General features: G+C 53.0%; 6 protein-coding genes and 2 pseudogenes. 2 read left to right on the top strand and 6 right to left on the bottom strand.

From position 1 onward, the window contains the following. Positions 1 to 212, top strand: a pseudogene (locus IQ273_RS33940) (IS4 family transposase); the annotation flags it as partial. Between the two features lie 87 nt (positions 213 to 299). Here IQ273_RS33940 and IQ273_RS23170 read toward each other — a convergent pair. The 5 genes from IQ273_RS23170 to IQ273_RS23150 all read right to left on the bottom strand — a co-directional run bounded on the left by IQ273_RS23170 (position 300) and on the right by IQ273_RS23150 (position 11,010). Continuing rightward, a complete protein-coding gene (locus IQ273_RS23170) occupies positions 300 to 1,046 on the bottom strand; it encodes a Tat pathway signal protein (RefSeq protein ID WP_194025521.1) in 747 nt (248 codons plus the stop codon). A gap of 203 nt (positions 1,047 to 1,249) precedes the next feature. Continuing rightward, on the bottom strand, positions 1,250 to 1,759 hold the full coding sequence (locus IQ273_RS23165) for a hypothetical protein (RefSeq protein ID WP_194025520.1): 510 nt from the start codon (positions 1,757 to 1,759) through the stop codon (positions 1,250 to 1,252). A 304-nt stretch (positions 1,760 to 2,063) separates the two neighbouring features. Next, the gene (locus IQ273_RS23160; RefSeq protein ID WP_397198498.1) at positions 2,064 to 4,937 is read right to left on the bottom strand and encodes a tetratricopeptide repeat protein; all 2,874 of its coding nucleotides are present in this window, start codon (positions 4,935 to 4,937) and stop codon (positions 2,064 to 2,066) included. Positions 4,938 to 5,030: 93 nt separating this feature from the next. Then, a complete protein-coding gene (locus IQ273_RS23155) occupies positions 5,031 to 8,237 on the bottom strand; it encodes an exodeoxyribonuclease V subunit beta (protein WP_194025518.1) in 3,207 nt (1,068 codons plus the stop codon). After that, complete coding sequence (locus IQ273_RS23150; protein WP_194025517.1) at positions 8,224 to 11,010, bottom strand: PD-(D/E)XK nuclease family protein; 2,787 nt, start codon at positions 11,008 to 11,010, stop codon at positions 8,224 to 8,226. Before IQ273_RS23150 ends, IQ273_RS23155 begins: the two co-directional genes overlap by 14 nt. Before the next feature lie 392 nt (positions 11,011 to 11,402). Between IQ273_RS23150 and IQ273_RS23145 the strand changes: the two genes are divergently transcribed. Next, positions 11,403 to 11,762 carry a hypothetical protein gene (locus tag IQ273_RS23145; protein ID WP_194025516.1) on the top strand — a complete coding sequence of 120 codons (360 nt, stop codon included), beginning with the start codon at positions 11,403 to 11,405 and terminating at the stop codon, positions 11,760 to 11,762. Between the two features lie 77 nt (positions 11,763 to 11,839). Here the strand turns inward: IQ273_RS23145 and IQ273_RS23140 are convergent. Next, positions 11,840 to 12,047 (bottom strand): annotated as a pseudogene (locus IQ273_RS23140) (ISKra4 family transposase); the annotation flags it as partial.

Raw genomic sequence — 12,047 nt, 5'->3', positions numbered from 1 at the left:
GGAGTCGTCTGGATTGGCATGGCGACCGGGGCTTGAGTTTTCTGCAACTCGGTTTGCGGGAACTGGCTCGGCTTTGCTACGAGCGTTTGCCCTTGCCCATCCTCCAAGCCTTGCCTAAGGGCAATCCACCGCCCGCTTGCGCCTCTCAATGCAAGCGAGACGCCCTAGACTGTCGCATTGAGTTCGCTAAGGTCCTCACATTCTCATGGTGAGACTGCCCTAAGTTTTCTGCACCACTAAGGGGCATATTGTTTAGGCCCGTTGTCAGTCACCCAAGACAACACCTGCTGATAACCTAATTAGGTAAACCTAACTCTGACACTTATGACCCGAGTAGGTTGATCGTAGGCCTCAATTCTCATTTGAACATCGCCAAAACCACCCCGACCGGGTTGACGAAGATCGTAGCGAGTTGTCACCATGCCTAAGGCCGTTCGGTACTGTTGAAAAGCTACTCCGGAGCCGTTATCGCCTTCCCACCCGCCTAAGGCATCGAACGTAGATCGCACTGGTAAGGTTGAACCGGCAATTTCTAGCGGGCTAAGGCGTTGAGTCGATAATACAGGTTGAGCATTATGAATACCTGTCATGGTTGGCCCTGAAAGCCTGGCATCGCTAAAATCGCCTTGGAAATTTTGAATAAACGCAAAGCCTACATTATTACCAAAACCTTCTTGACGCTGCCTTCCCCATAGAGAACTAGCTGCTGTCCCAGTACCTGCTCGTGCTAGTTCTGTGCGTGATTGAATAAAGTTGTTGCGTTGTAACCCTTGGTCAGCCCGACGAATGACATTCGCAGCTCCCGACTCAATCTGACCGCCGCCAGCCCCTCCTTGCAAAATTGGAGTAAGTACACCTGGCACTGGCCTAGCAGCTGAGAGACGCTGCAAACGAGTAAAAACTTGACCTGTTGAGAAGTCGCGGAGCGAAAAATCGAGATTGTAAGCTTCAGCAGGTTTAGGAAAGAAAAAGCTGTAAGACTGGCTAGCTAAAGAAGCTCCGCCAAAAAGCGCTAACCGATTGAACTGCCGACGATTGATGCTCACGTCCCTAACCATTTGAGAAAGCTACTTTATAGTGCCCGCTTAAAAGAAATTGGTATCAAGGTAAATAACCCCTGATACCAATAAAACTGAGCGATTTATTGCTAAAACTTTGTAAAAATAGCTGTGGGACGAACAAAGAGTATATTTGTCTGAGTCAGGTTGGCGATTGACGCACTCCAAGTTTCAAATTGCGGCTTACACCCTTACCTGCGACCAGGGTTTCTTGGACTATCAGTTCCCAACTGGGTAAACCAAAGTGTTCCGCATCCTGAAGAGCGGGTGCAAACGGCTTCGATGCTAATGCTTCTAGCATTAGAAGTATCAATCATCCTGGAGTATAGCTGACCAGACCTAATAGTCTGTCGAGAAACCTCAGTACCATCTCGATAAATAATGAGCTCGGCAGGAGATGCGTTGCGATCACTATCGCTGTATCCTACTGCATAGCTATACGTACTTCCAGGAGTGGGATTCACTCTGCATGTCGCAACAGAATCGCCTTCTGAATAAGCATACATATAGGATACAGCCCTGTATAACTCTCTACCGATTGATACATCTCGATTTCTGTTGTGCCATGCTGAACCATTGCCTGCATCAACACAGTCAACGAATTGAGCATTTGCAGATTGGCTACCAAAAGCTCCAAGCAATATAGTGCCTGAAAGAACGCTAACTATTGAAAAATTTCCCCAAAGTTTCTTGATTTTCATAGTATTAATCTCAATAGTATGCCTTTATTTAAAATTCCCAAGCTAGCCTTGAATTAAACACCACTTACGATAAATGACTTAAATCAGAAAACTCACTTGACAATCCCTAAAGACGCTTGTTAAGGAGAGATAATTCAGCTCTTCCGGATCTATGATTGAAACCGTATTTTTTGATACATTTTGTTTTTCCTGCATTTGCTGAAAGCCTTGTTATGCCTAGATATTAGCTGGGCTTATCACCCTGAACCCGGAAGAGCCGATAATTCAACGTATCAGCAGTGGTATTAGATTTTTAGCAGTACTCTCAGTCAAAAGGGTATTCACCTAATTTCTGACTAAGATCTGTCAATCTTTTTAAGGTTCTTGCTTCCCAAGACCTATCTTCTATCTGCCGAGCGACGGCTAAAGCAGTCTTCATACTCTCTACCGCTTCTGCATACTTCTCAAGCCGAGCCTGGCAGTCTCCTAGATGAAATAGTGCTTCGCACTCTAATTGATGATTCTTTGCTTTACGAGCAAGTTGTATACGCTGAGAGTGATATTCAATTGCAGCAGCATATTCCTTTAGCTCCTGATGGGCAAGAGCTAAGTTGTGAAGATCTTGATCTTCTCCTTTCTGGTCATTGATCTCCTGACTGATTTTCAGAGCTTGTTGGTGATAAATAATTGATTGTCGATAATCCTTTAATGAGGAATATGCATCACCAAGATTACAAAGCGCATTCCCTTCACTCTGGCGGTCTCCAATTTCCTGGGCAATCTTCAAATGCTCTTCATGGTGCTGAATAGCTAGCTGGTACTTTCCAAGATTATGATAGGCACCACCTAAATTACCTAAAATTCTGCCTTCGTAAGCACGATCTTCAATTTTACGCGCAAGCGTTAATGCCTGCTGGTAATAACAAATGGCTTCGGCAGTCTCCCCCAAATGGTGACAGGCCATCCCCAAATTGCCTAGGTATGTAGATACGCCTTGACTATCGCCTACTTCACGAGCCATCCTTAATGCTTTCTTAAAAAACTCGGTTGCCTCAGCATACTTGCCTAAGCTGTTATGAGCTGATCCTAAGCACCCCAATGCTCTACTTTCTCCTATGCGATCTCTGGTGTCATGAGCAAACTCAAAAGCCTGTTGATAATATTTGATGGATTTCTCAATTTGCCCTTGATTTCTATAAGCATTGCCAATCTGGTTCAAGCAAACTCGCTTAATTGGAGACGCAATATTTTCTGCCAGCCTATTGCTAACTTTGATAAGTTCTTTGTAGTACGACCAACCAAGCAGTTGCATGTGTAGTGGTCTCTGGTCTGAGCCAACTGGCTTATTATAGATTTCACTAGCCTTGTCCCAGTCTTTCACTTCGCAGTAGTGCTCAAAAGCCTCCAGCCAACCTCGGACTTTTTCAATATTTGAGGCATCAGGTGCAGGACTGTAAGCGGTGAGCCAAATGTCAGCAGCTCGGTGGTGGGCGACTTCCCACACAGAACTATCCGATTTCAGGGAAGTCAGGGCAGCAGAGCGAATAAGATTATGTTGATGCACTAATCTTTCATGTTTGCTAGGGGCATCTTCTACTAAGTGACGATCTTCCAATAGGTCAAAAGCGACAACCGGATCGCAATCAATTGCCATATCTTGCCAAAAAGTTATAGGCACTGGACAACGGAAGACGGCGCTAGCGCAAAGCATCTGCCATGCCTGGTCTGGTAGCCGCTGAATAGTTTGTTCCACTTTATGCCGAATACGTATGCGGAAAAGCTTGCTTTGATCAATCTGACTGACGTTAGTGGAATGCTTAACAAACTCAGTCTGGTGTTTTTGCCAATAGTGGCTAGGCTTACCTTGAAATGGAGGTTTGCGCATCTCCTCAGCAATGACCTGTAATACCAAAGGATGACCATTGTAGAAATCGCCAATACGCTCCAAAATTTCTAGAGACTCAGCATCTTGAGGTAGTCCTGTCTTTTGGAACAGTTCCTGTTGCTCATCAGAATCTAAACCTTCAAGCTTTTGGCAGTGCCAAAATTGAGGGAATGTAGAAGCGATCCTGATTAGATCAGCTGGCAAATCTTGACTGGTGAGTATAAGTTGGCTAGAGCAAGCATTTCCAGCCAAAAAACGCTGAAATAGCTTTAGCCACAGAGGATCACAAAACTCACTCCACCCCTTCTGCTCATTTCCTTGAAGTAAACGCTCTAGAGAGTCTATTTGTACGCGGTAGGGGCGACTACAGAGGCAATTAAGCAGATGGTTTAGCAAATTATTAGGGTCTTGTTGATCATCCAAGGTAGGTTCTTCCCCTAAACTACGAAGCAAAGCAGCGCCACTGCTAGCTAAATCAGCGCTAAGACCTTCATCATCTAAACTGAATCGATAGTAAGTTCTGGAGTCAGCTACATTACTGCTCTCTAATGCATCAACTACTCTTTCTGCTAAAATAGTTTTGCCAATACCAGTCATGCCTACAATGGCTAATATTCTACAATTGGCCTTAAGAAGGTTGACGAACTGGTGAGTTTCTGTTTCCCTTCCAGCGAAGTTGGCTGAGTTATAGGCAGAGAAGGGTGCAGATTTTCGAGGATTAGCTGGCACAGTTAATGCTTGAGATGGAAGTTTAGAGATATCCTCAACTTTTATTTTTTTGTGAAGTACAGGAATATGAGCCTGAGGAATACCTTCCATCTTGATGGCAACGCAAGCATTTTTATAGGCGAAATCAACATCTCGCCCAGCCCCAAGAGCGTCATAAAATGCGACAGCAAATGAGATCGCAGCTTGATCTCCAATCTGATCGCACATTCCAATTACGTAAGGAATATGGTTGGCAATCGCCTCAGCCTGAACATAAGAATAACAAGCATTGAGAACAACACAATTAAGATGTTCTGAGAATAGTTCAAATAGTGAGGCCAGAGCATCAGTATTTGCTAATTGAGTCTTGCCTATCTGGTCTTCTAAAGCTATGCCCTGCGTACCTTCTCCATGTCCGCTAAAATGTACGATTTGGGGGATATGATCCAGCATAGCTCGCTGGAAATCCCTTGGCCGAACAGCAACCTTAGTAATGATTGTGAACTGATCTCGTAGTTTCGATCTCTCAGTCAATCCGGCCTCTATCTCTCGCCGTTCCTCATCTAGTCGTAGGGGCTGGGTTCCCTTAGGGTTAGCGCTTAGCATTAGGATAGTTGTCGATTGCAGTTCCATAAGGTTCGAAGCACCGCAGTTGTTTTGTCCCCCAGGGAAACATGTCGTCAAGCCGCCCTAGTTAAGTTATTGTGCCCACCGATTACCGCAAGCTTCTTCATAAGGACAAATTCCGCAGTTGTGATATCCAGCCGTGGGGGCAAAGTTACCGCCCATTAGCCCTTCTACCAATTCATCTGCCTTTTGATCGATGGTCTGTAAAGCCTCTGCATCAAATGGATGCAGATGATCATGCCGTAGATAGGCCAGATAGGCGTTGGGTTTGCCCATAGCGCGGCTATAGGCCCAGAGCTGAAACTGGTGGTGCTCTGGGTGCATGACCTGGTCAGTCTTAAAATCGAGCACAAAGTCTTCGCCCACCAAATCCACCACGCCGTTGAGGGTGAGGTCGCCTATGGTGAGTGAAACTGGGTGTTCCCAATGCATCGCGTCTGCCCGATGGGTCGCATAGACCGGGGAGTGGCGAAAGACTTGGGCCAGGCTCAGCGCTTCTTCGACGGCAGTTAGCGTTAGGTGAGGGGCGTAGGTAGCCAAAGTTTCTGCCTGGGTAATGCCAAGCTCCAAAGCCTTGTGAGTGAGCTTGCCTAGCTCCATTCCCGAATTGGAAGTGCCATTGCCGCTGGTGTAGCCGGGGTGACCATCCACATGGCGAAACTTAAACCTTAGGGGGCAGATCGCGTAATCGCTTAGGGCCGTGACCGGCAATTCGGCAAAGCCCGCCCTGGCAGGGTAGAGCATGATCTGCTCGGGCAAGGGTGGAATAGTAGGGGCCACCGGGGCAACGGGCTGGGCTAGGTCTGGCGCAAAGGGTATGGCAGCAGGAGCAATCAAGCTCTCTAGCCCAGGTTGCAAAATATCGAGGCCGCCGCCAGCAGCTTTAGCAGCGGTGAGAATGAGGCGATCGCGTGCCCGAGTTAGGGCCACATAGAGCACCCGCTTGCTCTCCTCGCTGTCAGCGGCCTTTTTGCGCAGCTCCAGCAGGGTGTAGAGGGCCGACTTTTGCCGTTCGCCTGCTTCATCTTCTAGTTTGAGAGCCACCCCCAGCTCGGGGTCAAAACGCACCAGGGGTGAGTCATGGGAAGCTGATCGCGCCAGGTCGGGCACAATCACCACCGGCCACTCCAGCCCCTTGGATCCGTGGATGGTCATCAGGCTGACGGCATTGCCCCCGGCCAGGGCGGGACGGGGCACCTCGACTTCGGCAGCCTGCAACCGCTGGAGCCGACGGATGACGGCCAGCACATCGAAGCTACCCGACTCCAGCGATCGCACCAGTTCCCCAAAGCCTTGCCAGTCGGCCAGTCGGCGATCGGCACCGGGCAGGTTGGCGATCACGGCGGTGTAGCCGGTGAGGCGATCGCCCAGTTGTAGCAGCCGGGTTGGGGCTTCGGTGCGGCGGGCAATCAGCAGCTCGCCTAGGGTTTCTCTGGCGTGGCTCAAGTCTGGGTCGATGTTGGTGCGCAGGTGTTTCCACCAGCCCGTTTTCTCGGGCAGAGTTTGGGCAAAAGTGTAGAGGATGCGGTCGCTGACCGCAAAGAAGGGACTCCGCAGCACTGCCGCCAGGGCCAAGCTATCCGTCGGGTCAGCCAAAAACCGCAGCAGCGCCCCGGCATCCTTGGCTTCGCGAGTGTCGAGCAAGTTGCCGCCCCCGGCCTGCAAGATAGGGATGTCGCGAGCGGCGATCGCATTGCCGTACAGCTCCAGCGGCCCCCAGGTGCGCGACAAAATGGCGATGTCCTTGGGCTGAATGTCCCGCAATTGCCCGCTGGGCTTGTCATGGACTGCCAGCTTGGCCGACAGCATTTCCTCCACCAGGTCGGCGATCTTCTGGGCTTCCACCCGGCGGCAGGCATCAGCATTGGTATCGATGCCCTTGTCTTTCTGATATTCCTCATCCACCGTCACGGTGAAGAGCTGAATTTCTGGGGTGGGCTCTAGGGTTTCCTGGCGGTGGGCATCGAGGGGCTGGTGCAGGTCGGCCAGCACGGGGGCAAATACCTGGTTGATTTGGGTGATTAGGGCCTGGTGGGTACGAAAGCTGAGGCTGAGTTTGACAGGGTCATCGCCGGGGTGAATATGTTTTTGCCAGGCTTGAAACACCCGCACATCCGCCCGTCGAAAGCTGTAGATGGACTGTTTAGGATCGCCGACGATGGTGAGGGTGGCGTTGGCGGTGAGTGTTTCGAGCAGTTGGCCCTGGATGGGGTTGGTGTCTTGGAATTCATCAATTAAGAACACCTGCCAGCGCTGGGCGTAGTAGTGCTGCACCGATGGGTCTGCCAGGGCTTGCAGGGCGTGAACTTCGAGATCGTTGAAGTCCAAAATTCGCTGCTGGTACTTGGCTTTTTGTAGGAAGTCACGCACCCAGGCAAAGGCACCCCGCAGGTTGGGCAGCAGGGCATCGGTTTGGTCGTCAAAGACGTTGGGTGCCAGAGTGATAAGCCCGGTTTTTAAGGCATCTTCGGCCAGAGTCCTCAGCGATTTGATCGCCCCTTTCACTGCATCCAATACATCTTTGCCGCCCCAATTCTTTTGGCTACCGACGTTGATTTTCAAGCTGTTGAGTATATCCAACGCCTGGGCGGCATGGCCCTCTTCAAATAGGGCGATCGCATCCAGGGCCGCCAATCGATGCTCCTCTAATTTGTCGCCAGGGGCAGCGTAGGCTTGCAGAATGTGCTTGCTGCTTAGCCAGTCCGGGTGCGACAAGAATTCCTCTAGGGCCTGAAGTTGAACGCGCTCCACCCAGGGCAGCCAGTCGTCGCGACCTTTTTCCAGTGCCTGGGCAGCGGTGAGCGGATCGGCTAGCAGCGCCTGCAATATCTCCCGCATAAGCGAGTAGGGAATGCCCAAGTAGAAGTGGCTGGGCAGTTGGGCCAGGGCATCGGCAAAGACATCGGCCTGCCAGATGGGGCTTTCCAGCTCGTCCTGCACAGCAAAGTCGGGGGGCACGTTAGCGATGGTGGCGTGCTCGCGGCAAATGCGGGCGGCAAGGGCGTGGAAGGTGCTGATTTGGGCCGCTTCTAGCTCGGCTAGTAGGTCGGGGCGATCGCCCATAGAGGTAGCGATGGTGGAGCGGATGCGCGATCGCAGTTCCGCCGCCGCTTTTTCAGTAAAGGTGACCGCCACAATTTTCAGGGGCGAAAATCCCTGCTGCAAAAAGTACCGATAGCGCTCGGAGAGCATGTGGGTTTTGCCGGTGCCCGCCCCTGCCGTGACCGCCACACTCTTAGGACTGTAGGCGGCGCGTTCTTGCTGTTCAGTCAGTCCCATGGGTCATCTCCTTACGGCTGAGGCGGTCGCCCTGGCGACACAGGACATCAAAATCGCAGTAGGCACAGGCCTTCCGCTCAATATCGGGCTGCACCGGATAGTGGCCGGTCTCTAAATGGGTTTTGCAGCGCTCGATAGCGGCGGGCAATTCATGCTGGGGTGCCTTCGGTGAGAGCGCAATTTTTTCCCTACCGCGAATGGAATAGTAGTAGGCGTCGGCAACGGGTTCATCAAATAGGGCTGGGCCAGCGGCCACCCGGTAGAGCGGGAGCTGGAGGTCGATGCAAGCTTTGCCAGTTTGGTCTTTGATGCCGGTGGGGCGGCTTTTGCCGGTTTTGTAGTCGATTAGCACCAGTCCGGCGTCGGTGCGGTCAATCCGGTCGATGCGGCCCCGCACTTTCAGTCCGTGCCATTCCCCCTCAAAGTCGCCCTCCAGCAAAACCGGCTTTGCTCCAGTGGGCAAAAAGTTGGGGTCTTGCAGGGCTAGGGCCAAGACACGGAGGTGTTCTTCCCGGCGCAGCGTCCAGGCGGGGATAGTGGGGGGAATGAGTTCACGTTCTGCGATCGCAAAGGCCTCGTGCAGCATTGTCGGATCGCCTACTTCCAACTCTGGATGCTTGCCCCACCGGGTCAACACCAGTTCCAGCACTCGGTGATAGAGCTGGCCAATCTGGCTGGGATCCAGGTCGTCGTTGATTTCCTCCGGTGGCCCCAGCTTCAGTAGCTTTTGGGCGAACCAGTTGAAGGGGCACTGGCCCAGGTTCCGCAACTGCGACACGCTGAAGGGCCAGTCGCCATAGTCGAAGGGAATACCGATGACGCCGTCGTACTCGTTGGCAGCGGCGCTGCTCTCACGGTGCTGTTCAACTGCATAGGCGTGGATGGCAGCCAGGAGCACCGAATCTTCGGTTGGGGCGTTGTGGCGCAGGGTAGTGCGGCGATGTTCTTCAAGGCTGGCGATCGCAGCAGCGGTTGGTTCACCGGGGTTTAGCCCTAACTGCGCCAGGTAAGGGCTATGCAACAGTTCCTTGCGCCCCTCCAACTGGGGATAGGAAAACACCACGGAGGTGGTCACTGTTTGCAGCAAAAAATAGACATTCAGTGCCTCTCGCCGAGCCATTTCGGCGGCGCTCGGCAGCATCACCTCCTGGTGGCGGAGCTGCTGCCGTTCAAAGAAGTCGAGCAGTGGGTCATTGCCGATGGGGGCAGGTAACACCCCTTCGGCCATGCCAATGACGAAGACATGGGCATACCTTGCCCCGACCACCGAGCGGGGGCTGTGCAGCTCGATCCCGCCGCGACCGGGCTGGGCGGGTACGGTCAAGCTGTCTAGCAAGTCCCGCAATTCCTGGCGAAAGTCACTCCAACTGAGAATTTCTGCTTCGGGTTCGGCCAGTTCTCCTAGGGCACTGCGGAAGGTGTTGAAGGCTAGGCTCTCCCTGGCCCAGCGGGCGCAGCGGCGGCGCAGGTCAAACCGGCCCAAGATACGCTGCCACAGGTCTACCCAGTTGTCGCGACGGCGGGCCTGGTTAATCTGGGCCAGGAGGTCGAGGTCGAGATCGAGGTGGTCTTGGGCCAGGGTTTTCCAGGCGGCAAAGCCCTGGGGATGCTGGCGGCGGGCAGTGGCCCAAAAGTCGCGATCCGGGTTGCTGGCCAGGGCGTGGCTGAGGAGCCGCGCGGTGCCCTCGAAGGGGAATTTGGCATCGAGCACGTCTACTAGCTGGTTTAGCCAGGTTCCCAGACGGGTGGTGAGTAGTGGGGTTTGGTAGAGCGCCCGCAGGGGAACGCCGTATTCCCAGGCAATGTCAATCAGCTTGGGGCCGTAGGCGACTTCGTTTCTAGCGACAACAGCGATGTCGCGGGCGAGGGTGCCGCCGTTGAGCAGGGCTTTGACCTGGGCCAGGGTGCCCCGCACCTCCGATTCCAGGGTGCTGTAGGCGTAGGCGATCGCAGGGTTCTGCCCAGGTGAAGAGATCCCAGGGTTCTGTGCAGACTTAACGGCTACATCCTCCCCCCCGCTAGAACCCTGGGATCTGTCCCCGCAAAACACCTGGCTGAGAGATTCCCCGAGGGCAAAGATACCAGGGTTCTGCCTAGAGTTAGCGGATGCAGCCAGATCCCCGCTAGAACCCTGGTATCTGGCATCCAGTTCTCCCATGACCTGCCAGCCTTGCTTCACCAGCCAATCCACGGCAGCTTGGCTATCGGCAAATAGCGGTGAGTCTGCGATCGGCAAAAACAGCACACTTTCCTCAGCGGCTAGGGCATTGATCCAGGCCAGTTCATCGGGGCGAGGTTGAAAGTAGCCGTAGATCAGCACCGGCTGGGGAGGTACCTGGCTCTCGGCAGCGTGCCAGTAGAGGTCTTCCCCGTCGATGAAACCTTGCTCACTCAGAGCGGTTTGATAGGCTCTGGCTACGTCGAGCAGCTGGGCGGTTCTTTCAGCGGCGGCGGTCACTGTCGCGAGATTGGGGCTGCTTTGGAGGAGCGATCGCACCCCCGGCAACCAGGCTCTAGCGGTACCCAGCCCATCTACCGGCTGCGCAATGTCTTGTACCACTCGGTGAAACAGCCGTTGAGCGGTGAGATCAGAGGCGATTTTCTTGCCCCCAGCCTCCAGGGCTTTGATCGCTAGTCTACGAAGAGGCTGATGGGGCTTAGATAAAGCCCTAGCCGCCAGCCGCGACGGGGTAACGAGTTGATGGCCAGGTCGCGTTGACCAGTCCAGGGCGGTGGCATAGCTATTGCTGTGGGTTAAGACAAATCTCGCCATGCCAGTTGCTCCATTGTTCCGCCGGGCTGCGGCTGTAAACTGGCCATCAAGACGCTGTGCTAGCCACACACCACATCACTATGAAAGCTAAGTTTCTCAAGCCTTCTTAGCTTGCCCATACCGATCGGGGAAAAGTTCAGGCATTTCATCCAAATCATGACGATAACTTCACCATCCACTGCCCATGGATGCTGACAAGCGCACGCTGCACCTCCCTATCTACCGGGCGGCTAACGTTGAGATAGCGGTAATAAAGCCTTCGGCGGTTTCGCCTCCTTCGGTGAGCCCCCCGTTTATCTACAGCCAAGCGCGTCAGCCTAATATTTCTGGTTACCCTTAGCAAAAGAGTGCTCTATCGTCACGTTGCCAGCCGGTATTTGGGGGAATTCGACATGTGGCCAGTCAAACACGGGCAACCCTATGCCAATGAAATCGAACGGTGGATGTACGCCAATTTCGTGGCAGCCTTCTTTGAGAAATTTGACGAGCTGCGCGACATTGATGTTGACGATCCGTTTGAGTGTATCAATGCCACCGAGCAGTTTGATGCCCTACCTAGCGACGCAAAGCTAGCGGCGGTCTGTGAATCGGCCATAGCAATTATGGATCCGTTGTCTCCTCTGGGTGGGCAAAATGCCCTACTTGCCGAAGCAGGGGCGATTCCATTTGAGTGCATGAAAGGCCTCATTGTCATGGAGATTGAAACCACCCAGGAGCTTGAGTCTATGGAGGGATTCTTGTCTAGGTGTTAAATCTGTGGGGTAGAAAAATAAAGGCGCTAGGGTTGAGGTGTCCTGGTTAGTAGCGGGAGGTAACCCGAGGGAGCATGTCACCTTTGTAGCCCAATTGAGCCATTGAGATAAGCACAACGATGGGCCAGCACTTGAGGGATATTGTCCTCATTCCACTGAGCCCCTGAAATCTTGACTCTGCGGCTGATTTGCTTGATGGCCGATTCAACAGCCCCTGAGCCAATCGAGCAGATTTGTTCGCGCTGATAATAGTCGTAATTGACAATGCGGTGGCGATGCTTGCGG

Source organism: Nodosilinea sp. LEGE 07298, assembly GCF_015207265.1.
GTDB lineage: Bacteria > Cyanobacteriota > Cyanobacteriia > Phormidesmidales > Phormidesmidaceae > Nodosilinea.
Note: the sequence above shows the minus strand (reverse complement) of the source record. Positions and strands in the feature narration are given on the sequence as shown.

Bases quoted from the DNA above. Each gene is read 5' to 3' on its own strand.
- IQ273_RS23165 (WP_194025520.1), bottom strand. From the start codon at position 1,759: ATGAAAATCAAGAAACTTTGGGGAAATTTTTCAATAGTTAGCGTTCTT.
- IQ273_RS23160 (WP_397198498.1), bottom strand. From the start codon at position 4,937: ATGCTAAGCGCTAACCCTAAGGGAACCCAGCCCCTACGACTAGATGAG.
- IQ273_RS23155 (WP_194025518.1), bottom strand. From the start codon at position 8,237: ATGGGACTGACTGAACAGCAAGAACGCGCCGCCTACAGTCCTAAGAGT.
- IQ273_RS23150 (WP_194025517.1), bottom strand. From the start codon at position 11,010: ATGGCGAGATTTGTCTTAACCCACAGCAATAGCTATGCCACCGCCCTG.
- IQ273_RS23145 (WP_194025516.1), top strand. From the start codon at position 11,403: ATGTGGCCAGTCAAACACGGGCAACCCTATGCCAATGAAATCGAACGG.